Origin of the sequence: Kitasatospora sp. NPDC028055, assembly GCF_040637885.1 — a bacterium.
GTDB lineage: Bacteria > Actinomycetota > Actinomycetes > Streptomycetales > Streptomycetaceae > Kitasatospora.
The window spans coordinates 142,697-163,398 of the sequence record NZ_JBEZXE010000012.1 but is presented as its reverse complement, the minus strand read 5'-3'; the positions used below and the strand labels follow the sequence as shown (position 1 = coordinate 163,398).

The window sequence follows — 20,702 nt, the reverse complement described above, 5'->3', positions numbered from 1 at the left end:
TCAGCCGGACGTGCTCGACGTCGGGCTGGGCTGACCGGTCGGACTGGCGGACGCGGTCGACGTCGGGCTCGGCTTGGCCGTCGTCGCGGACGGGCTCGGCGACGGCGAGTTGCCGGTCCCGCCACCGCTGCCGCCACCGGTCTGACCGCCGCCTCCCCCGCCGTTGCCGCCCCCGCCCGACCCGCCGGGCTTCGGCCCCGGCGGCTGCTCCGACGGCTGCGGCTGCCCCGGGACGGGCTGCTGCGACTGCTGCGGGGCCGCCGAGCCGGTGGCCCCCGGCGAGGAGCTCGGCCGCTTCGACGGCGTGGCGCTCGGCGAGTGCGAGGCGCTCCCGCTCGCCGAGGGCTCCGCACCGGCCCCCGTCGCCGGGCCGCCCGGCTCGGTGCCGCCCGCCCCGGCCGTGCCCTGGGAGGCGTCGGCGGAGGGCACCGGCATCGGCGCGTTGCCGGTGTCGCCGACCTGGTCCAGCTGACCGTGCGGGTCCTTCGCCTTGTGCTCCTCGGGCCCGGTGAGGCTCATCGCCACCGCCGTACCGAGCACCCCGAAGGTGAGCAGGGCCGCGGAGGCCACCACCACCTTGCGCCGCCGCCCGGCCCTGGCCTTGAGGCCGGCCGGCACCCGGGCGGCGATCTTCCGGATCACCGGCCCGCGGCCCGACGCCGCCGCGGCGGTCGCGGCGGCCGGCAGCTGACGGCCGTCGGCACGCAGCAGGTCGAGCATCCGGCCCGCAGTGGCGACCCCGCGCGGCTCCCCCGCGGTGGCCCGCAGGGTGAGGGCGGTCTCCAGTTCGGCGATCGCCCGGGAGGGCTGCTGGAGGCAGATCGCGAGCACGCCCGCCTCGTGGTGGAACCAGGCCTGGTCGACCGTCGATCCGGTCCGCCGGGCCGCCTCCAGGCCGAGCTGGAGGACCCGCTCCCAGGCGCCCCAGCGCAGCGCCAGCGCCAGGGCGGGGGCGGCCGCCCTGGCCAGGCGGACGACCGCCTCGTGCCGCCCGGCCGTACGGTCCGCGAGCAGCACGCCGATCAGGACCTCGGCCTCGGCGGCGATCTGCGCCAGCGACACCGAGCTGTGCCCGACCCACCAGGCGAAGTGCTGGGCGGCGCCGTCCACGCAGCCGCGGGCCGGCCAGTGCGGGGCGAGCAGTTCGAGCGCCCCGGCGGTCAGCCGGTGGTGCCCGCCGATGGACACCGCGAGCCCGGCGTCGGCGAGTTCGGCCAGCGCGCTCTCGCCCTGGCCGACGTCGATCAGCGCGGGCAGGTGCGGCGCGGTGGGGCATTCGCCGCCGAGCGCGACGGCCAGCCGCAGCACGGCCTGCGCGGACTCACCGAGCCCCTCGGCGAGCCGGACGGCGGGCGAGGCGGTCTCGGCGACCGAGGGCAGCGGCACGGTGCGCCGCAGCGCGTTCTCCCGGATCGCCGGGTCGGGGTCGTGGGCGGGCTCGTCGACCGCGCCGAAGACGTCCAGCCGGTCCTCCTCGGCGGCGACCAGCGCGTCCACCGCGACGTCCCGCTGCCGCAGCAGCGCGGCGGCCTGGACGAAGCGCAGCGGCAGCCCCTCGGACTCGAACCAGAGGTCGACCGCCCAGGCCTTCTCGGCGGCGTCCAGCGGCCGTCCGGCGAGCCGGGCGGTGAGGGCCAGGCAGGCGGGCCGGGAGAGGCCGGGGACGAGGTGGTCGCGCAGCCGGGAGTCGGCGGGCAGCGGCGGGCAGCCGGGGGCGACCGAGATCAGGAAGGCGCAGCCGGGGGCGGCGGCGAGCAGCTGCTCCAGCTCGTCGCCGGCGGGCTCGGCCTCGTCGATCACGACGACCGCGGCGACCCCGGCGAGGTGGGCGGCCAGCCGGGCCGGGTCGGGGCGGTAGCCGGGGGCGTGGTGGGTGGCCGCGAAGAGGTCCTGGAGCAGGTCGGCGGCGGTGCGGCGGTGGCCGCAGAGCTGGACGACGCCGCCGGGGGCGAGGTCGGCGGCGGCCTCGGCGACGGCGGACAGCAGGGTGCTGCGGCCCGAGCCGGCCTGGCCGACCAGGCGTATCGAGCGGCCCTCGGCTAGCAGGCCGAGGAGTTCGGCGATGTCGGCCTCGCGGTCGAGCAGCGGCAGGTCGGTGGGGCCGGCGCCGAGGGCGAGCGGGCCGACCGCCCGGCCGACGCCGCCGACCGGGCCGCGGGCGGGCTCGCTGCGTTCGATCCGGCGCGGGCGGGGCCGCCACTCCTCCGGACAGGGCCGGGCCTCGGAGCCGTCCGGGGCGCCGACGCCGACCAGCAGGGCGCCGGAGACCAGTTCGCCGCCGCGGGTGCGGGCGGCCTCCTGCCGGAACTCCCCGGATGGCTGTGCCACGTTCTGCTCCGCATCGTGTTCGGCCGCCGGCGCCCCGCGCCGGCCGGCACACGTCTCGGTCGCGGCCGCGGGCGGGCTGTGGGCAGCCGGCCCCGGGCGGCCGTCGTCTGACGGGCAGACTCTTGCACATCCGGGCCCGGCCGTGCAGTGCGGTCCGGTGCGGGGAAGGTGAAGGCCGGCGGGGCCGGTCGGGCCCGGCCCGGTCGCGGCGGGCGGCCCGAGGGCGCGTGAACAGGCGTGCGGAACGTTCCGCGAGCCGCTCCGTACGCCCCCGGAACGGGCGTCAGGAGGCCTGGACCTCGGGGATCCCGCCGTCGACGGTGAGGATGCGGTGCAACTTGGTGGCCACCAGCAGCCGCTGGAGCTGGGCGGGGACGGCCCGCAGCACGAGCCGGCGGCCGATCCGGCCGGCCCGCCGGTGGGTGCCCATGATCACGCCGAGGCCGGTGGCGTCCCAGAACTCCAGCCGGCCGAGGTCGAGCACGAGGTCGCCGAGGCCGCCGTCCACGGCCTGGTGCAGCCTTGCCCGCGCGTCGGCGGCGGTGCGCACGTCGAGGCGGCCTTCGATGGCCAGCGCCGTGTGGTCGCCGGTGATGCGCATGCTCTCCTCCTTCGCCTGGGTGGCCTGGTGCGGGGCGGGTCCGGCCCCGGCCGGCACGGACCGGGAGGCGGGACGGCCGCTGGATCGGAGTGGGACAACCCGGGCGGAACGCCTGCGTCGGCTCGGCTCGCGCCCGGCCCCGGTCGGAGTGCCGGGTTCCCTCATCTGACGGTGGAGCAGCGCCGCAGGTTGCTGTTTTCCGCCCTGATCTGAAGCAACTTCACTCGTCCGAGGGAATATACGCAGGAACTCTCCACACCTACGCTCGATTACCGCCCAAATCACCCGTCTGCGGCACCCGGCGTGAGGAAACTCACCCGCCCCGGTACGGCGGGCCGTACGATGCCCCGATCGCACGGCCCACCAGGGCGTTCAGCCCCGCGGGCTCACTTGCCCTCGTACGGGTAGAAGCCCCGGCCGCTCTTGCGGCCGAGGTCACCGGCGGTGACCATGCGGGCCATGATCTCCGGGGCGGCGAACTTCTCGTCCTTGGTCTCGGTGTAGATGTTGTGGGCGGCGTGCAGCAGGATGTCGACGCCGGTCAGGTCGGCGGTCTGCAGCGGGCCCATCGCGTGGCCGAAGCCGAGGCGGCAGGCGGTGTCGATGTCCTCGGCGGTGGCCACGCCCGACTCGTACAGCTTGGCGGCCTCGACGACCAGCGCGGTGATCAGGCGGGTGGTGATGAAGCCGGCCACGTCGCGGTTGACCACCACGACGTCCTTGCCGACGCCCTCGGCGTAGGCGCGGGCGGCGGCCAGCGTCTCGTCGCTGGTCTTGTAGCCGCGGACCAGCTCGACCAGCTTCATCATCGGGACGGGCGAGAAGAAGTGGACGCCGACGACCGACTCCGGCCGCTGGGTAACGGCCGCGATCCGGGTGATCGGGATGGCGGAGGTGTTGGAGGCGAGGACGGCGCCGTCCTTGGCGAGCTTGTCCAGCTCGCGGAACACGCCCTCCTTGACGTCCAGGTTCTCGAACACGGCCTCGACCACGATGTCGGCCTCGGCGACGGCGCCCAGGTCGGTGGTGGTGGTGATCCGGCCGAGCGCGGCCTCGGCGTCCTCGGCGCTCAGCCTGCCCTTGGAGACGAACTTCTCGTACGAGGCGCGGATGCCGGCCAGGCCCCGCTGCAGCGCCTCCTCGGTCACGTCCCGCAGCACCACCGGGTGACCGGCCTGCGCGGACACCTGGGCGATACCGGCGCCCATCAGGCCGGCACCGATCACGGCGATCTGCTTGCTGGACGCATTGCTCATGGCTGGGTCTCCCGATGCCGTCGCCGCCCTGCGGGCGGGCCCTGAAGGCGGCTCAGGGCAGGGATCACCCACCGGCAGCCGCTTTGCTCTGGCGGGGACTCTAGTGCCCAGACCGTCCGTGCCATAGCAATCGGGAGTGTGATCTGCAACCGACCTGGTCACCCGACCAGGATGGTCGTCAGATGGTCAGACCGAGGTCCTGGGCGAGGATCGCCGCCTGCACCCGGCTGCGCAGCCCCAGCTTCGCCAGGATCCGGCTGACGTGGGTCTTGGTGGTCGCCTCCGCCATCTCCAGCCGGCGCGCGATCTCCCCGTTGGACATCCCCGCCCCGACGCAGGCCAGCACCTCCCGCTCCCGCCCGGTCAGGCCCGCCACCGCCGTCCGGGCCTCCGGTCCGACCGGGCGCCCGGGACGGGCGAAGGCGCCGATCAGCCGCCTGGTCACCGAGGGCGCCAGCATGCCGTCCCCGCGCGCCACCGTGCGGATGCCCTCGACCAGGGTGTCCGCCTCCAGGTCCTTGAGCAGGAAGCCGGCGGCGCCGGCCCGCAGTGCGCCGTAGACGTACTCGTCCAGGTCGAAGGTGGTCAGCACCAGCACCTGGGCCGCCCCGGCGTCCACCACCTGACGGGTCGCCGAGACGCCGTCCAGCCGGGGCATCTGGACGTCCATCAGCACCACGTCGGGCCGCAGTTCCAGGGCCAGCCGGACGGCCTCCTGCCCGTCGGCGGCCTGCCCGACCACCTCGAACCCGGGCTCCGCCCGCAGGATCATCACCAGCGCCGCCCGCACCGCCGCCTGGTCCTCGGCCACCAGTACCCGGATCGTCATGCCCGTCCCTCGCTCTCCCGGCGGCGCGGCAACTCCGCGCGCACCCTCCAGTACCCGTCCCGCGGCCCGGCCTCGAAGCTGCCACCGAGCAGCGCGGCCCGCTCCGACATCCCCACCAGCCCGGCCCGGGCGCCGGGCAGTTCACGGCCCGGTTCGCCGCGGAACGGGCTGTCGACCGCGATCCGCAGCGCGTCCGGGCCGAACTCCAGCCGCAGCGCGACCAGTCCGGGCCCGGCGTGCTTGAGCGCGTTGGTCAGCGACTCCTGCACGATCCGGTAGGCGGCCAGCCCGACCGGCACCGGGAGGTCACCGCGCTCGCCGTCCTCGGTCAGCTCGAAGTCCAGTCCGACGCCCTGCCCGGCGGCCCGGGCCTTCTCCAGCAGGGCGTCCACCGCGGCGAGGTCGGGGGCCGCGTACGACTCGTCGGCCTCTCCCCCGCCGCTGTCCCGAAGCAGTCCGATCATGCGACGCATTTCGGCCAATCCCTGGACGCTGTTCTCCCGGATCACCGCCAGCACCTCGACCAGCGGATCGCCCTCGGGCAGGCTCCGCCGCCGGGCGGCCGACTGCGCGCCGGTGGCGTGGATCGCGATCGCCGACAGGTGGTTGGCCACCACGTCGTGCAACTCCCGTGCCATCCGGGACCGTTCGGCGACGACCGCCTCGCGCCGGTCCATCTCCGAGAGCAGCGCGGTCTGTTCGGCCCGCAGCCGCTCGCTCTCCGCCTGCTCCCGGTGCTTGCGCACCAGGTCCCCGGTCCACACCGGCGCCAGGAACACCAGCGAGCTGACCACCACGATCAGCAGCCCGGCCGAGGTCCCGGCCACGTACCAGGCCAGGCTGGACAGCACCAGCACGGTCGCGCCGCCGCTCAGGTGCAGCACCCGCGACATCCGGCTGGTGCCGTAGAGCACCGCCGCGTACAGCAGGTCGGTGTACATGATCGTCGTCGCCAGCAGGCTGCCGGCGAAGATGCTCCCCGCGAAGGCCAGCCCGCCCAGCGACACCGCCAGCACCGGCCGGGTGCGCCGGACCAGCTCCAGCCCCGCCGTCACCAGCAGCGGCGCCACCACGGCCCACAGCGGCACCCGGTCCGCCCGGTCGTACACCTTGAAGACGATCAGCACCGCACCGCCGAGCACCCCGCACAGGGCGATCAGCCGGTCCAGTTGCCGCGGGGGGAGGGACGGTACGAGCACGCCCCCATCTCACCATCCCCGGCCACCCGCCCGGCTCCGATCCGCGGAGGAGCCCACTACATCGAAAGGTGCAGGCCAGGACGGCACCGGGCGACGACGACAGCACCGCGCCCGCGCACGAGGCTGGGGGCACCGCCGAAAACGACCGGGAGCAGAAGTGATCGTCACCCTCATCGTCGCGGCCGAGATCTCCTGGTGGATCGTGCTCGGCCTCGCCCTCTCCGCCCGCTACCTGCTGCGGTGGCGCCGCGCCAGCACCGTGCTGCTGATCGGCCTGCCGGTGGTGGACCTCGCCCTGTACGCCCTCACCGTGCTGAACCTGCGCGGCGGCGCGCAGGCGAGCTGGATGCACGCCCTGGCCGCGAGCTACGCCGGCTTCTCGGTCGGCTACGGGCCCTCGCTGGTCGCCTGGGCCGACCGGCACTTCCTGCACCGCTTCGCCGGCGGCCCCAAGCCGCTGCCCTCCCCCAAGTACGGCCCGGAGCGGACGGCGTACGAGTGGCAGATCGCCAAGCGGACGGTCGTCTCCGCCGTGATCACCCTGGCGCTGATCAGCCTGCTCGTCCCGCTGTCGGCCGGCTCCGCCCACTTCGGCACCTTCGCCCAGTGGTACTGGAGGCTGGGCATCGCGGCCGTGGTCAACGTGATCGTGGCCGGCTGCTTCTCGCGCTGGCCCAAGGAGCCGCCGGCGGGCGTCACCGTGGTGGACGGCCGGGTGGTCGAGCAACCCGCCCCGGAGAAGGTGTCCCAGGACGCCTCGTAGGGTCCGTCGACGACGGGCCCTAGCGGTTCTCCCCCGGCACCCAGAGCACGTCGCCGCGCTCCTTGTTGGCCACCCGGGCCAGGATGAACAGCAGGTCGGACAGCCGGTTGAGGTACTTCGCGGTCAGCGGGTTGACGGAGTCCCCGTACGCGTCGATCGCCGCCCAGGTCGAGCGCTCGGCCCGCCGCACCACCGTGCAGGCCAGGTGCAGGTGGGCCGCGCCGGGCGTGCCGCCGGGGAGGATGAAGCTGCGCAGCTTCTCCACCTGCTCCAGGTAGTGGTCGCAGTCCCCCTCCAGCCGGTCCACGTAGGACTGGAGCACCCGCAGCGGCGGGTACTTCGGGTCCTCGACCACGGGCGTGGAGAGGTCGGCGCCGACGTCGAACAGGTCGTTCTGGACCCTGACGAGCACGGCCGCGACGTCCTCCGGCAGTGCGCCGACCGCGAGGGCCACCCCGATCGCCGCGTTCGCCTCGTTGGCGTCGGCGTACGCCATCAGCCGCGGGTCGGTCTTGGTGGTCCGGCTCATGTCGCCGAGCGCGGTGCTGCCGTCGTCCCCGGTACGGGTGTAGATGCGCGTCAGATTGACCATGCGGCCAGCCTAGCCGGGGAGGTCAGGCGACGTTGACCCTTTGCCCGGGCGGGGCCGCCTCCAGCCAGGCCAGGAAGCCGGTGAGCGCGTCCTCGCTCATCGCCAGCTCCAGCGGCGCCCCGTTGTGCAGGCAGCGCAGCACCACCGAGCCGGAGAGCAGCGCCAGCTCCTCCTGGCCCTCCGGGTAGCGCCGGCCCAGGACCTCGATCTCCCGGCGGGGCAGGACCTTGCGCGGCCGCGGGGCGTACGAGAAGACCCGGAACCACTCGATCGAGTCGCCGCTGTACCGCCCGATACCGAAAACCCACCCCTTGCCGTCGGTCGGGGGGACCGGGGCTGAGGTGGGTTTGCCGTTCTCGTCGAGGTCGGGCTGCGTCGAGGCGTCGGCGGGCATTTTGAGCCGGTAACTGCAGTCGAACGTGCCGCCGACCCGCTGGATCAGGCGGCGGCGTACGGCGAAGGCCATCAGGCCGATCACTCCCAGCGCCACGACCGCCGCACACACCACAAGCGCGAGGACCATGCTCACCTACCTCCTCGCTACCCGCGTTCCCCGTTTTGCGGCCGTCCCGGACGACCACGCTGACCTACCAACTACGACGACAGTCCCGGGGTCACGCTCAGGCGTCCCCGGGACCGTCGGTCGACCCCGCGAAGTCGGGGTCCGGCACACTCAGGCGTGGGCCTTGAGGCCGCGCGCCGCGAACAGCCGGACCTCGGCGCGACGCTCGGCGTGCGCGTCCAGGTCGGACTTGGCCGCCTCCAGCGCGCGCTCGGCACGCGCGACATCGATCTCGTCCGCCAGCTCGGCGATCTCCGCGAGCAGAGACAGCTTGTTGTCGGCGAAGGAGATGAAGCCGCCGTGCACCGCGGCGATGACGGTGCCGCCGTCCACCGTGCGGATGGTGACCGGACCGGTCTCCAGCACGCTCAGCACCGGGGTGTGGCCCGGCATGATGCCGGTGTCACCGGAGGCCGTACGGGCGACGACGATGGTGGCCGCACCGGACCACACCTTGCGGTCGGCTGCGACCAGCTCGACGTGCAGCTCAGCCAACGTGGGCTCCTAGGCTCATGCAACCCCCGATTACTCGGGAGTTTCGGTAAGAATAACGGCCCCGCGCCCCCGGCATGAAACCGGCGGCACGGATTTGACCGGAATCACAGCCGATGTGCCGCGAGGGGTGGTCCCCAGGCTCGGGGGCCACCCCTCACGGTCACTCAGCTGCTACCGGCCGCGACTACTTCTTCGCCAGCTCGGCGGCGTTCTTCTCGAGGTCCTCGATGCCACCGCACATGAAGAAGGCCTGCTCCGGGACGGAGTCGTACTTGCCGTCGGCGATCGAGTTGAAGGCCTCGATGGTCTCCGACAGCGGCACGGTCGAGCCCTCGACACCGGTGAACTGCTTCGCCACGTAGGTGTTCTGCGAGAGGAAGCGCTCGATGCGACGGGCGCGGTGCACCGTGATCTTGTCCTCTTCGGACAGCTCGTCCATACCGAGGATGGCGATGATGTCCTGGAGGTCCTTGTACTTCTGCAGGATCCCCTTGACGCGGATGGCCGTCTCGTAGTGGTTCTGCGCGATGTACCGCGGGTCGAGGATGCGGGACGTGGAGTCCAGCGGGTCGACGGCCGGGTAGATGCCCTTCTCCGAGATCGGGCGCGACAGAACGGTGGTCGCGTCCAGGTGGGCGAAGGTGGTGGCCGGGGCCGGGTCGGTCAGGTCGTCCGCGGGGACGTAGATCGCCTGCATCGAGGTGATCGAGTGACCGCGGGTCGAGGTGATGCGCTCCTGGAGGAGGCCCATCTCGTCGGCCAGGTTCGGCTGGTAGCCCACCGCGGAGGGCATGCGGCCGAGCAGGGTCGACACCTCGGAACCGGCCTGGGTGAACCGGAAGATGTTGTCGATGAAGAGGAGCACGTCCTGCTTCTCGACGTCACGGAAGTACTCCGCCATGGTCAGCGCGGAGAGCGCGACGCGCAGACGGGTGCCCGGCGGCTCGTCCATCTGGCCGAAGACCAGCGCGGTCTTGTCCAGAACGCCCGAGTCGACCATCTCGTCGATGAGGTCGTTGCCCTCACGGGTGCGCTCGCCGACGCCGGCGAACACCGACACACCACCGAAGTTCTCGGCGACGCGGTAGATCATCTCCTGGATCAGAACGGTCTTGCCGACACCGGCACCACCGAACAGACCGATCTTGCCACCCGTGACGTACGGGGTGAGCAGGTCGATGACCTTGATGCCGGTCTCGAACATCTCGGTCTTGGACTCGAGGTCCTTGAAGGCGGGCGCCTTGCGGTGGATCGGCCAGCGGACCTCGACCTGCTTGTCGAACTCCGCCTTGTCGACGTTCAGCACGTCACCGAGGGCGTTGAACACCTTGCCCTTGGTGATCTGGCCAACCGGCACGGAGATCGCGGCACCGGTGTCGGTGACCTGCGAACCGCGGACCAGGCCGTCGGTCGGCTGCATCGAGATGCCGCGGACCAGGCCGTCGCCGAGGTGCTGGGCGACCTCGAGGGTGAGGGTCTTCTTGCCCGTGCCGTCGGGGTTGTCCACCTCGACGTGCAGGGCGTTGTACATCTCCGGAATCGCGTCGACGGGGAACTCCACGTCGACGACCGGGCCGATGACCCGCGCGACGCGGCCCGTCGCCGTGGTCGGCTCAACAGTGGTGGTCATTCTCATTCGCTCCCGCGGCTAGCGTCGGCGAGGGCGTTGGCGCCGCCGACGATCTCGCTGATTTCCTGGGTGATCTCGGCCTGACGGGCCGAGTTGGCAAGCCGCGTGAGCGACTTGATGAGCTCGCCGGCATTGTCCGTCGCGCTCTTCATCGCGCGGCGGCGGGCGGCGTGCTCGGAAGCGGCCGACTGCAGCAGCGCGTTGTAGATCCGGCTCTCGACGTACCGCGGCAGCAGCGCGTCGAGCACGCCCTCCGCCGACGGTTCGAAGTCGTACAGCGGGAAGATCTCCGACTTGGCCGGCGACTGGTCGCTGAGCTGGACCTCGTCCAGCTTCAGCGGCAGCAGCCGCGCCGCGACCGCGTCCTGCGTCAGCATGGACACGAACTCGGTCGAGACCACGTGGAGTTCGTCCACGCCGCCGGTCTCGGCCGTGAAGGCCTCGATCAGCTCGGCCGCCACCATCTTCGCGTCGCCGTAGGTCGGCTTGTCCGAGAAGCCCGTCCACGAGTTCCCCACCGCCAGGTTGCGGAAGGTGTAGTACGACAGACCCTTCCGACCGACGACGTAGGTCACGACGTCCTTGCCCTCGCCGCGCAGGCGCTCGGAGAGCGTCAGCGAGGCCTTGATGGCGTTGGACGAGTAACCGCCGGCCAGGCCGCGGTCCGCCGTGATCAGCAGGACCGCCGCGCGGGTGGCGTTCGGGTTCTCGGTGGTGAGCGGGTGCTTGGCGTTGGACCGGGTGGCCACCGCCGTCACCGCCCGGGTGAGCTCATCGGCGTACGGAGCGGAGGCCGCCACCGCGCGCTGCGCCTTGCCGATGCGCGCCGCGGAGATCATCTCCATCGCCTTGGTGATCTTCTTCGTCGCGGTGACAGAGCGGATCCGGCGCTTGTAGACCCGAAGCTGTGCTCCCATGGGTCGTTACGTCCTTTCCCTCGCTACCGGACTCAGGCCTGCTCGGAGAGCAGCTTGCCGTCGGCGGTCTGGTAACCCTGCTTGAAGGCCTCGATCGCGCCGGTCAGGGCGTCGACGGTGCCGTCGGCCAGCAGACCGGTCTCGACGATGCCGGCGAGCAGGTCCTTGTGCTGCAGGCGGACGTGGTCCAGGAACTCGCGCTCGAAGCGGCGGATCTCGGCGACCGGGACGTCGTCCAGCTTGCCGGTGGTACCGGCCCAGATGGAGACGACCTGCTCCTCGACCGGGAACGGCTGGTACTGGCCCTGCTTGAGCAGCTCGACCATGCGCGCACCGCGCTCCAGCTGGGCCTTGGAGGCCGCGTCCAGGTCGGAGCCGAAGCCGGCGAAGGCCTCCAGCTCACGGTACTGGGCGAGGTCCAGGCGCAGACGGCCGGCGACCGAGCGCATGGCCTTGATCTGGGCGGAACCACCGACGCGGGAGACCGAGATACCGACGTTCACGGCCGGGCGGATGCCGGCGTTGAACAGGTCGGACTCCAGGAAGCACTGGCCGTCGGTGATGGAGATGACGTTGGTCGGGATGTACGCCGAGACGTCGTTGGCCTTGGTCTCGATGATCGGCAGACCGGTCATCGAGCCGCCGCCCAGGGCGTCGTTCAGCTTCGCGCAGCGCTCCAGCAGGCGGGAGTGCAGGTAGAAGACGTCACCCGGGTAGGCCTCGCGGCCCGGCGGGCGGCGCAGCAGCAGGGAGACGGAACGGTAGGCCTCGGCCTGCTTCGACAGGTCGTCGAAGATGATCAGGACGTGCTTGCCGTCGTACATCCACTCCTGGCCGATGGCCGAACCGGTGTACGGGGCCAGGTACTTGAAACCGGCCGGGTCGGACGCGGGAGCGGCCACGATGGTGGTGTACTCCAGCGCGCCGGCCTCCTCCAGGGCGCCGCGGACGGACGCGATGGTGGAGCCCTTCTGGCCCACGGCGACGTAGATGCAGCGGACCTGCTTCTCCGGGTCGCCCGAGCGCCAGTTGTCGCGCTGGTTGATGATCGTGTCGACGGCCACCGCGGTCTTGCCGGTCTGGCGGTCACCGATGATCAGCTGACGCTGGCCACGGCCGATCGGGGTCATCGCGTCGATGGCCTTGATACCGGTCTGCAGCGGCTGCTTGACCGACTTGCGGGCCATGACGCCGGGGGCCTGCAGCTCAAGGGCGCGACGGCCGGTGGCGGCGATCTCGCCGAGGCCGTCGATCGGGTTGCCCAGCGGGTCCACGACGCGGCCGAGGTAGCCGTCGCCGACCGGAACCGAGAGGACCTCGCCGGTGCGGCGCACGGTCTGGCCCTCTTCGATACCGCCGAACTCACCGAGGACGACGACACCGATCTCGCGGGTGTCGAGGTTCAGCGCGAGGCCGAGCGTGCCGTCCTCGAACTTCAGCAGCTCGTTCGCCATGACCGAGGGCAGGCCCTCGACATGCGCGATGCCGTCCGCCGCGTCAGTGACCGTGCCGACCTCTTCCACAGAAGCGGCGTCCGGCTGGTACGACTGGACAAAGTCGGCCAGCGCGTCCCGGATCTCCTCCGGACGGATCGTAAGCTCCGCCATCAGGCTTCCCTGCTCTCCTAGTTTGCGATCCTCGGCCCGCCGTTGAGGGCCGGCCGCAAGTACTCGACTCTCGGCCGGGTCGTATGAACCGGCCGTACGTTTTGCCGACTCCATGGGGAGCCGGTTTCCCGACCGAGGGTCGGATGGGCTGCTCGGTGCTGCTCGGTGCTGCTCAGCCTTCGAGCGACTGACGAGCGCCTTCGAGGCGGCTCGACACGGTGCCGTCGATGATCTCGTCGCCGATCTGCACCCGCACACCGCCGACGACCTCGGGGTCGACGTCGATGTTCAGGTGGACCTGGCGGCCGTACATCCGGCCCAGAGCACCGGTGAGGCGCTCCTTCTGGGTGTCCGACAGCGGCACCGCGCTGGTGACCAGGGCCACCATGCGGCCGCGGCGCGCGGCGGCGAGCTTCGAGTAGGACTCGAGGCCCTGCTCCAGGCTACGGCCGCGCGGCGCGTTGACGAGGGCGGTGACCAGCCGGACGGTGCCGGCGTTGGCGCGGCCGCCGAGCAGCTTGTTGATCAGCCCGGCCTTCGCGCCGGTGCCGGCCTTCGGCTCGGTGAGCGCGGCGCGCAGCTCGTGCGAGCCGCTGACCACCCGGCCGAAGCGGAACAGCTCGTCCTCGACGTCGTCCAGGGCGCCGGCCTTGTCCGCGGCGATGACCTCGGCGTAGGCGGCGAGCTCCTCGGTCGCGTCCACCAGGTCACGCGCACCCGACCAGCGGGACCGGACCAGGCCGGAGACCAGGTCGACGGTCTCGCCGGAGACCTGACCGGTCAGCAGCGAGGTGACCAGCTGGGCCTTGTCCTGCCCCGACCGGGACGGGTCGGTCAGCACGCGGCGCAGCGACACCTCGCGGTCCAGCACGGCCGTGACGGCGGTGAGTTCCTCGGCGAGCTTGGCCGCGTCCACCGAGGTGGAGTCGGTCAGGCTGTCCAGGTTCTGCCGGCCGGCGGCGAGCGCCTCGCGGCTGGCGCCGATCACTTGGCCGCACCCTGAGCCACGGCGGCCTTGGCCTCGAGCTCGTTCAGGAAGCGGTCGATCACGCCGCTCTGCCGGGCGTTGTCCTCGAGGGACTCGCCGACGATGCGGGAAGCCAGCTGGGTGGCCAGCGAACCCACGTCCTGACGCAGGGCGGCAGTCGCCTGCTTCTTGTCGGCCTCGATCTGGGCGTGGCCGGCGGCGACGATGGCCTCGCGCTGACGCTGGCCCTCCTCGCGCATCTCGGCGAGCTGGGCGGCGCCCTGCTCGCGAGCCTGCTCGACGATGCGGGCAGCCTCGTGGCGCGCCTCGGCGAGCTCGGCGCGGTACTGCTCAAGCAGGGCCTGGGCCTCCGCCTGGGCGGCCTCGGCGCGCTCCATGCCGCCTTCGATGGCGTCCCGGCGCTCCGACAGCACCTTCTCGATGCTGGGGAGGAGCTTCTTGCCGAGCAGACCGAAGACGATGAAGAAGCAGAGCAGGCCGATGATGATCTCGGGCCACGCGGGAAGCAGGGGGTTCATCTTCTCCCCCTCCTCCGCGAGCTGTGCCGCGAAACTCATATCTGGACCTTCCTCGAAAGGGTCTACGGCGTGGGAATTACTTGCCGGCGCCGAAGACGAACGGCATGACGATGCCGATGAGGGCGAGCGCCTCGGTCAGCGCGAAGCCGATGAACATGTTGGTGCGGATCAGACCGACAGCCTCGGGCTGACGGGCCATGGCCTGGACACCGTTACCGAAGATGAGACCAACACCGATGCCGGGGCCGATCGCGGCGAGGCCGTAACCGAGGGAGGCGACGGAACCGTAGACCTCAGCGAGGTTCTGCATTTCAGCTTGTCCTTTGCGGGGTGGTGGACCGGTGGTGGTTGGCCACCGGGCGTTCGGGAGGGGTGGCAGCCGGAGCTGCGTGGCTCAGTGCGCCTCTTCCAGGGCACCGGCGATGTAGCTGCTGGCCAGCATCACGAAGATGTAGGCCTGCAGGAACTGGACCAGCAGCTCGAAGGCGGTGAGGCCGACGGCGACCACGAAGGAGGCCGAGCCGTACAGCGCGCCCAGGGTCGGGCTGAGCAGGTACCAGGAGGCGACGGAGAACATCACGACCAGCAGGTGGCCGGCGAACATGTTCGCGAAGGCTCGGACCGCCAGGGTGAAGGGGCGCACGAAGATGTTCGAGAAGAACTCGATCGGGACCAGGATGAACATGACCCAGCCCGGGATGCCCGACGGCCAGCAGAGGTTCTTCATGCCGCCGACGAACCCGTGGGTCTTGAAGGTCAGCGTCATGTAGGTGATCCACACGACCGCGGCCAGACCGGCCGGGAACGCGATCGCCGCCGTCACCGGGAACTGGGCGAACGGGATGATCGACATGATGTTCATCAACCAGATGAAGAAGAACATCGAGACCAGCATCGGGACGTACTTCTCGCCCCGCTTGCCGATCGTCTCCAGCGCGATCGAGCGCTTGACGAAGTCGTAACCGATCTCGGCGACCAGCTGCAGCTTGCCGGGGACCAGGCGCGGCTTGGCGAAGGCGGCCCAGAAGAACACGACGATCAGGAGCGCGACGATGATCGACAGCAGCATCGGCTTGTTGAAGTCGACGCCGCCGACCGAGAAGATCGGCTTGAACTGGAACTCGTTCAGGCCCGGGGCCGGGAAGCCGCAGCCAGCGTCCCCGAAGTGGCAACTGCCTGAGGCGAGCGAGGACGTGAGTTCAGCACTCACCACGGACTCCTTCGTCGTGACGCATGGTTACGGCAACCTCGGTGTGTCGGCGTGGCCTGCGACCACGGAGCGGCACTGGAACTTGATGGGTTTCTCGCCGACCCCGCGCGACGGCGCGCTGCGCGACCACGGGATCATCGAAGACTGCGCGGGTCCGGGGGGCGATCCGTCCAATGTCCGGACAGACCTGGCCTCTTCCCGTACTCCGTTGTTGCGACGGACGATAGCAGCCCGTCAGTGCGGCATAAACACCGCCCCCCTCGTTGGGGGGACAGCTGGGCCTCGTCACTGTTGACGACCCTTGTCGGAGGGCTTGTCACCCTTGCTTTCCGAGGCGTGGGGGTCGACGTAGAACATCTTGGCCTTGAGTGCGCCGCGCACCTGGAAGCCGGTGAAGACCAGCACGCAGCCGATCAACGTGAAGGCGAAGGTCTGCCGGTTGAAGAGCTCGGTGTCCTTGAACACCGCGAGCACGATGCCGACCAGCAGGATCTGGGTGGTGTACACCATCAGCGCCGCGGCCATCATGATCTGCGGGTTCGACCTGGTCAGCCGCTCGAGCGCGAACTGGCCGGAGCTGAAGAAGGCCAGCACCAGGATGGCGCCGAAGAAAGCGCCGAGCAGGCCCTTCCCACCGGCGACGGCGAAGGAGATCGCCATGGCGATGATCCCGGCGACCGCAGTGGGAATCGCGGCGCCCCGGAGGATCTGGGCGTCGGTGGACGGCATGTCGGCAGCTCCGGCGGCATGTCGATGTGGCGGGGGACGGGCACAGATGGTGGCGGGGTGACACCGGACCGAGTGGCCGCCGCCGGACCGCCCGCGGTGAGCGGCGGATCCGTCGAGGGAGACCGACCAGGGACGGAAGTCCTCCACCTGTCAGGTCTTTCGGCGTGTTCTCGGTACTCGTGAACGGTATCACAAACTATTTGATGAGAGCTTTACCATGAATGTGTGGCTCCTGTCACACCGACGGCGCAACGAATCCGCCGTACGGGTGAGCCCATCTGGCGGGTCGTCAACTTCGCTGTCACCGGCGGCCGGTGGCCTTGTGGTGGTCGGTGGACGCGGTGGACCCCCGGCTGGCTTCACCCAGAAGTTGCTTGTCCTTCGCCGACAGTTCGGCCATCGGGGCGGACGGCGAGCGCCGCCGGTACCGCGGCGGGACGAAGGACTGCACCGCCCGGGGCGCCCGCGGCCGGAACCGCGGCGTCAGCAGGACCACCAGGCCGACCAGGCAGAGCCCGGCGAGGGTCAGCACCACCGTGCGGCCGGTGTTGGTCACCGAGAAGGCGACCGTGCCGAAGGCGATCAGCGCGGCCCAGAAGTACATGATCAGCACGGCCCGGCTGTGCGAGTGCCCGACCTGGAGCAGCCGGTGGTGCAGGTGGCGCTTGTCGGCGGCGAACGGGGACTGGCCGGCCCAGGTGCGGCGCACCACCGCGAGCAGCAGGTCGGCCAGCGGCAGCGCGATGACCGTCAGCGGCAGCAGCAGCGGGATGTAGATCGGCACCAGGGTGTGCACGGTGGCGGTCTGCGAGCCGGTCTCGCTGTTGATCAGGTCCGGGTCGACCCGGCCGGTGATCGAGATCGCCGCGACGGCCAGCATCAGGCCGAGCATCATCGAGCCGGAGTCGCCCATGAAGATCCGCGCGGGGTGCATGTTGTGCGCCAGGAAGCCCAGGCACATGCCGATCAGCAGCACGCTGAACAGCACGGCGGGGGCCGCGTCGGAGATCGTGTAGCCGTACCAGAGCCGGTAGCTGTACAGGAAGAAGGCCATCGCGGCGATGCAGACCATGCCGCCCGCCAGGCCGTCCAGTCCGTCGATGAAGTTCACCGCGTTGACCATGACGACGACCAGGGTGACCGAGATGACCATGCCCTGGGTCGGGCTCACCGCGACCGAACCGACACCGGGCACCGGGAGGCTGATCACCGTGACGCCCTGCCAGACCATCACGCCGGCGGCGATCATCTGGCCGCCCAGCTTGACCAGGGCGTCCACGCCCCACTTGTCGTCCAGCACCCCGAGCAGGAACATGATCCCGGCGCCGGACAGCAGCGCGCGGATGTCGCTGCCCCCGTTGAACACCTTGCTCAGGTTGTCCAGCTGGGAGGCGACCAGGATGCCCGCGCACAGTCCGCCGAACATCGCGATGCCGCCGAGCCGGGGAGTGGGCTCGCGGTGCACGTCGCGGGCGCGGACCGGGGGCATCGCGCCCGCCGCGATGGCGAACTTCCGGACCGGGCCGGTCAGCAGGTAGGTGACGGCGGCGGTGCAGAACAGCACCAGCAGATACTCACGCACCACTGGCCTCCTGCATCACTGTCGAACGGGGAGGTACCGAAGGTACTCCCCTGCCTTCCCGGGGTTCGAGGTGCGTCGCCACGGCACACACCTTATTGAGTCGGACGCCCGGGACGTGCATCGCGGTTCGCTCTCCCGGGTAGGAGATCCGAATCCCCGCGGCCGCCCGGGCCTCAGGCCCGCCCCGCGAAGGCCGCCGCCAGCTCCCGGACCTGCGCCGCGACCGGCCCGGGGGGCTCCCCGGCGAGCAGCCGGCCGATCAGTGCGGCGATCCCGGCCAGCTCCGCCTCCCCCATCCCCTGGCTGGTCACGGTGCCCGTGCCCAGCCTGATCCCGGAGGCGTCGGCGGGCGGCGCCGGGTCGTACGGCAGCGCGCACTTGCCGAGCAGCAACCCGGCCGCCGCGCAGCGCCGTTCGGCCTCCGCACCGGTCACGCCGAGCGGGCTGACGTCGGCGGTCACCAGGTGGGTGTCGGTACCGCCCGTCAGAGGGCGCATTCCGGCCTCTGCGAGCCCCCTGGCGAGCGCCTGCGCCCCGGACACCGTCCGCTGCGCGTACGCCCGGTAGGCGGGCGTCCCGGCCTCCGCGAGGGCCACCGCCTTGCCGGCCACCTCGTTCATCGCCGCGCCGCCCTGGCTGAACGGGAACACCGCCCGGTCGATCCGCTCGGCCAGCTCCGCGGTGGACAGCAGCAGGCCGCCGCGCGGGCCGCGCAGCAGCTTGTGGGTGGCGGCCACCGTGACGTCCGCGTACGGCACCGGGGAGGGCGCCACACCGGCCGCGATCAGGCCGGTGGTCTGCGCGACGGAGGCGATCAGATAGGCGTCCACCTCGTCGGCGATCTCCCGGAAGGCCGCCCAGTCCGGGTGCCGGGGGTAGGAGATCGAGCCCGCCACCACGGCCTTCGGGCGGTGCCGCCGGGCCAGCTCGCGCACCTGGTCCAGGTCGATCAGGCCGTCGTCCTCGCGCACGCCGTAGCCGGTGAACTCGAACCAGCGGCCGGAGAAGTTGGCCCGCGAGCCGCAGCTGAGGTGGCCACCGTGCTCCAGCGACATCGCCAGCACCCCGTCACCGGGCCGCAGCAGCGCCGCGTAGGCCGCGAGCATCGCCGAAGTCGCCGACCGGGGCTGGACGTTGGCGTGCGGCGCGGCGAACAGCTCGCGCGCCCGGTCGATCGCCAGCAGCTCCGCGGCGTCCGCCAGCGCGCAGCCGGTGTGGTGCCGGCGGCCGGGGTAGCCCTCGGCGTACTTGTCGATCAGCGGCCCGGTCAGCGCCGCCAGCACGGCGGGCGTGGTCAGGTTCTCCCCCGCCAGCAGCTGGATCGTTTCGGCGCGCCGCTCGGACTCGGCGGCCAGCAGGTCGGCGATCTGCGGATCCGCCCGGTGCAGCGCCTCGGACGCCCACGGGCGCCCCGTCGTCGCGGTCGGGCCGGTCGCGGCATCGGTGACGGTCATGGCAGGGCTCCCGGGCGCGGCAGGGACGGTGCCCCCAGCGTAGGACGGTCGCCCCCGTCCGGCCCGCCGAGAAGGGGCCGTTCGGCCGTCAGCGCGGCGCGGGCAGGCGTCAGCGCGGCGCGGGCACGCCCGTCAGCGCGGTGACCACCGGGTCGACCGCGTGGAATATCTCCTCGCCGCAGTTGCGGAACATGCCGATCGGAGCGCCGTACGGATCGTCCACCTCGTCGGACTCCGGGGTCGCGGCCAGCAGCCAGCCGCGCAGCGCGGCGGCGGCCCGCACCAGGGCGCGGGCCCGCTCGGTGACGTCGGCGCCGCGGCGCGGGTCGGGCAGGGTGCCCGGGTCGATCGTCCGGACCAGCCGGGTGAACTCCTTCATCGTGAAGGTGCGCAGGCCCGCCTCGTGGCCCATCGAGATCACCTGGGCGCGGTGGTCCAGGGTCGCGGTCAGCACCAGGTCGGCCTCGACCACGTGCTCGTCCAGCAGTTCCCGGCCGGTGAAGCCACCGCTGTCGGCGCCGTACTCGTCGAGCACGGTCGCCGCGTGGTCCTCCATCGGCGCGCCCACGTGGCCCCAGGTGCCGGCGCTCTCCACCAGGATCCGCCCGGCCACCCGGGGGCTGAGCCGGGTGTCCAGCTCACGCCGGGTGAGCCGCTCGGCGATCGGCGAGCGGCAGATGTTCCCCGTACAGACGAACAGGATCCGGAAGTGGTCCAGCGGCCTGGGACCCACGCTCAGGTACGGCGCTATGCCGGGCCCGTCATGGAGCGAGGCGGTGGGTGTCAACTTCCGGCCTCCAGGTCGGGGACGACCTCCCTCAGCTGCTCGATGCTGATCGCCCCGGCCCGCAGGAGCACGGGCACCTTGCCGGTGACGTCGACGATGGACGAGGCGGTGGCGTGGTCGGCGGTGCCGCCGTCCAGGTAGACCGAGATGGCGTCGCCCAGCTGGGCCTGCGCCTCGTCACAGGTCGCCGGGGACGGGCCGCCGGTCTTGTTGGCGCTGGAGACGGCGAGCGGGCCGGTGCTGTTCAGCAGCTCGATGGCGACCGGGTGCAGCGGCATCCGGACCGCGACGGTGCCGCGGGTCTCGCCGAGGTCCCAACGCAGCGAGGGCTGGTGCTTGGCGACCAGGGTGAGACCGCCGGGCCAGAACGCGTCGACCAGCTCCCAGGCCTGCTCGGAGAAGTCGGTGACCAGGCCGTGCAGGGTGGTCGGCGAGCCGACCAGGACGGGCGAGGGCATGTTGCGGCCGCGGCCCTTGGCAGCCAGCAGCTCGCCGACGGCCTCCGGGGAGAAGGCGTCCGCACCGACCCCGTACAGGGTGTCGGTGGGCAGCACGACGAGTTCGCCGCGGCGGATGGCCGATGCGGCCTCGCGCAGGCCGGTGGCGCGGTCCCCGGCGTCGGCACAGTCGTAGCGGCGGCTCATCGGTGCGGTCC

Annotated in this window: 21 protein-coding genes; 1 reads left to right on the top strand and 20 read right to left on the bottom strand. The window is 71.7% G+C overall.

What is annotated here, in order from left to right:
* From AB0F71_RS16105 to AB0F71_RS16085, 5 genes are all read right to left on the bottom strand, one after another.
* Complete coding sequence (locus tag AB0F71_RS16105) at positions 1-2,328, bottom strand: ATP-binding protein (protein ID WP_360233658.1); 2,328 nt, start codon at positions 2,326-2,328, stop codon at positions 1-3.
* Positions 2,329-2,611: 283 nt separating this feature from the next.
* Positions 2,612-2,929: an STAS domain-containing protein gene (locus AB0F71_RS16100; protein WP_360233655.1), complete on the bottom strand. Its 318-nt coding sequence runs from the start codon at positions 2,927-2,929 to the stop codon at positions 2,612-2,614.
* Between the two features lie 386 nt (positions 2,930-3,315).
* Positions 3,316-4,185: a 3-hydroxyacyl-CoA dehydrogenase family protein gene (locus AB0F71_RS16095; protein ID WP_360233652.1), complete on the bottom strand. Its 870-nt coding sequence runs from the start codon at positions 4,183-4,185 to the stop codon at positions 3,316-3,318.
* Between the two features lie 178 nt (positions 4,186-4,363).
* Entirely contained in the window at positions 4,364-5,014 is a 651-nt protein-coding gene (locus AB0F71_RS16090) for a response regulator transcription factor (protein ID WP_360233649.1), read from the bottom strand.
* Positions 5,011-6,213, bottom strand: a complete 1,203-nt coding sequence (locus AB0F71_RS16085) for a histidine kinase (protein WP_360233646.1) — start codon at positions 6,211-6,213, stop codon at positions 5,011-5,013. Before AB0F71_RS16085 ends, AB0F71_RS16090 begins: the two co-directional genes overlap by 4 nt.
* A gap of 157 nt (positions 6,214-6,370) precedes the next feature.
* Here AB0F71_RS16085 and AB0F71_RS16080 point away from each other — a divergent pair, with 157 nt between their 5' ends.
* Positions 6,371-6,976, top strand: a complete 606-nt coding sequence (locus tag AB0F71_RS16080) for a hypothetical protein (RefSeq protein ID WP_360233643.1) — start codon at positions 6,371-6,373, stop codon at positions 6,974-6,976.
* A 19-nt stretch (positions 6,977-6,995) separates the two neighbouring features.
* On the opposite strand, the gene AB0F71_RS16075 is transcribed toward AB0F71_RS16080, so the two are convergent.
* The 15 genes from AB0F71_RS16075 to AB0F71_RS16005 all read right to left on the bottom strand — a co-directional run bounded on the left by AB0F71_RS16075 (position 6,996) and on the right by AB0F71_RS16005 (position 20,691).
* Entirely contained in the window at positions 6,996-7,568 is a 573-nt protein-coding gene (locus AB0F71_RS16075) for a cob(I)yrinic acid a,c-diamide adenosyltransferase (protein ID WP_360233640.1), read from the bottom strand.
* Between the two features lie 22 nt (positions 7,569-7,590).
* Complete coding sequence (locus AB0F71_RS16070; protein WP_030057523.1) at positions 7,591-8,091, bottom strand: DUF2550 domain-containing protein; 501 nt, start codon at positions 8,089-8,091, stop codon at positions 7,591-7,593.
* A gap of 150 nt (positions 8,092-8,241) precedes the next feature.
* Positions 8,242-8,625, bottom strand: coding sequence for a F0F1 ATP synthase subunit epsilon (locus tag AB0F71_RS16065; RefSeq protein ID WP_360233637.1), 384 nt, complete (start codon positions 8,623-8,625; stop codon positions 8,242-8,244).
* A gap of 184 nt (positions 8,626-8,809) precedes the next feature.
* Positions 8,810-10,255 carry a F0F1 ATP synthase subunit beta gene (gene atpD, locus AB0F71_RS16060; RefSeq protein ID WP_360233634.1) on the bottom strand — a complete coding sequence of 482 codons (1,446 nt, stop codon included), beginning with the start codon at positions 10,253-10,255 and terminating at the stop codon, positions 8,810-8,812.
* 2 nt (positions 10,256-10,257) lie between these two features.
* Complete coding sequence (locus AB0F71_RS16055) at positions 10,258-11,172, bottom strand: F0F1 ATP synthase subunit gamma (RefSeq protein ID WP_360233631.1); 915 nt, start codon at positions 11,170-11,172, stop codon at positions 10,258-10,260.
* Positions 11,173-11,204: 32 nt separating this feature from the next.
* Entirely contained in the window at positions 11,205-12,779 is a 1,575-nt protein-coding gene (atpA, locus tag AB0F71_RS16050) for a F0F1 ATP synthase subunit alpha (RefSeq protein ID WP_360233628.1), read from the bottom strand.
* Between the two features lie 172 nt (positions 12,780-12,951).
* The gene (locus AB0F71_RS16045; RefSeq protein ID WP_360233626.1) at positions 12,952-13,767 is read right to left on the bottom strand and encodes a F0F1 ATP synthase subunit delta; all 816 of its coding nucleotides are present in this window, start codon (positions 13,765-13,767) and stop codon (positions 12,952-12,954) included.
* Positions 13,764-14,324: a F0F1 ATP synthase subunit B gene (locus AB0F71_RS16040; protein WP_360233623.1), complete on the bottom strand. Its 561-nt coding sequence runs from the start codon at positions 14,322-14,324 to the stop codon at positions 13,764-13,766. Before AB0F71_RS16040 ends, AB0F71_RS16045 begins: the two co-directional genes overlap by 4 nt.
* Positions 14,325-14,361: 37 nt before the next feature.
* Positions 14,362-14,595 (bottom strand): ATP synthase F0 subunit C, encoded by a 234-nt coding sequence (gene atpE / locus AB0F71_RS16035; protein ID WP_360233620.1) that lies wholly within the window; start codon positions 14,593-14,595, stop codon positions 14,362-14,364.
* Positions 14,596-14,679: 84 nt separating this feature from the next.
* Positions 14,680-15,495, bottom strand: coding sequence for a F0F1 ATP synthase subunit A (gene atpB / locus AB0F71_RS16030; protein ID WP_360233617.1), 816 nt, complete (start codon positions 15,493-15,495; stop codon positions 14,680-14,682).
* 285 nt (positions 15,496-15,780) lie between these two features.
* The gene (locus tag AB0F71_RS16025) at positions 15,781-16,224 is read right to left on the bottom strand and encodes a hypothetical protein (RefSeq protein ID WP_360233614.1); all 444 of its coding nucleotides are present in this window, start codon (positions 16,222-16,224) and stop codon (positions 15,781-15,783) included.
* A gap of 301 nt (positions 16,225-16,525) precedes the next feature.
* Positions 16,526-17,806: an MraY family glycosyltransferase gene (locus AB0F71_RS16020; protein WP_360233611.1), complete on the bottom strand. Its 1,281-nt coding sequence runs from the start codon at positions 17,804-17,806 to the stop codon at positions 16,526-16,528.
* 173 nt (positions 17,807-17,979) lie between these two features.
* Positions 17,980-19,260 (bottom strand): serine hydroxymethyltransferase, encoded by a 1,281-nt coding sequence (locus AB0F71_RS16015; protein WP_360233608.1) that lies wholly within the window; start codon positions 19,258-19,260, stop codon positions 17,980-17,982.
* Positions 19,261-19,369: 109 nt separating this feature from the next.
* Complete coding sequence (locus AB0F71_RS16010) at positions 19,370-20,011, bottom strand: protein-tyrosine-phosphatase (RefSeq protein ID WP_360233710.1); 642 nt, start codon at positions 20,009-20,011, stop codon at positions 19,370-19,372.
* 32 nt (positions 20,012-20,043) lie between these two features.
* Positions 20,044-20,691 (bottom strand): L-threonylcarbamoyladenylate synthase, encoded by a 648-nt coding sequence (locus tag AB0F71_RS16005; RefSeq protein WP_360233605.1) that lies wholly within the window; start codon positions 20,689-20,691, stop codon positions 20,044-20,046.
* Between the last annotated feature and the right edge of the window lie 11 nt (positions 20,692-20,702).

Excerpts from the sequence above, each read along its gene's own strand:
- AB0F71_RS16100 (WP_360233655.1), bottom strand. The coding sequence starts at position 2,929 with ATGCGCATCACCGGCGACCACACGGCGCTGGCCATCGAAGGCCGCCTC.
- AB0F71_RS16095 (WP_360233652.1), bottom strand. The coding sequence starts at position 4,185 with ATGAGCAATGCGTCCAGCAAGCAGATCGCCGTGATCGGTGCCGGCCTG.
- AB0F71_RS16090 (WP_360233649.1), bottom strand. The coding sequence starts at position 5,014 with ATGACGATCCGGGTACTGGTGGCCGAGGACCAGGCGGCGGTGCGGGCG.
- AB0F71_RS16075 (WP_360233640.1), bottom strand. The coding sequence starts at position 7,568 with ATGGTCAATCTGACGCGCATCTACACCCGTACCGGGGACGACGGCAGC.
- AB0F71_RS16070 (WP_030057523.1), bottom strand. The coding sequence starts at position 8,091 with ATGGTCCTCGCGCTTGTGGTGTGTGCGGCGGTCGTGGCGCTGGGAGTG.
- atpD (WP_360233634.1), bottom strand. The coding sequence starts at position 10,255 with ATGACCACCACTGTTGAGCCGACCACGGCGACGGGCCGCGTCGCGCGG.
- AB0F71_RS16055 (WP_360233631.1), bottom strand. The coding sequence starts at position 11,172 with ATGGGAGCACAGCTTCGGGTCTACAAGCGCCGGATCCGCTCTGTCACC.
- atpA (WP_360233628.1), bottom strand. The coding sequence starts at position 12,779 with ATGGCGGAGCTTACGATCCGTCCGGAGGAGATCCGGGACGCGCTGGCC.
- AB0F71_RS16040 (WP_360233623.1), bottom strand. The coding sequence starts at position 14,324 with ATGAGTTTCGCGGCACAGCTCGCGGAGGAGGGGGAGAAGATGAACCCC.
- atpE (WP_360233620.1), bottom strand. The coding sequence starts at position 14,595 with ATGCAGAACCTCGCTGAGGTCTACGGTTCCGTCGCCTCCCTCGGTTAC.
- AB0F71_RS16025 (WP_360233614.1), bottom strand. The coding sequence starts at position 16,224 with ATGCCGTCCACCGACGCCCAGATCCTCCGGGGCGCCGCGATTCCCACT.
- AB0F71_RS16015 (WP_360233608.1), bottom strand. The coding sequence starts at position 19,260 with ATGACCGTCACCGATGCCGCGACCGGCCCGACCGCGACGACGGGGCGC.
- AB0F71_RS16005 (WP_360233605.1), bottom strand. The coding sequence starts at position 20,691 with ATGAGCCGCCGCTACGACTGTGCCGACGCCGGGGACCGCGCCACCGGC.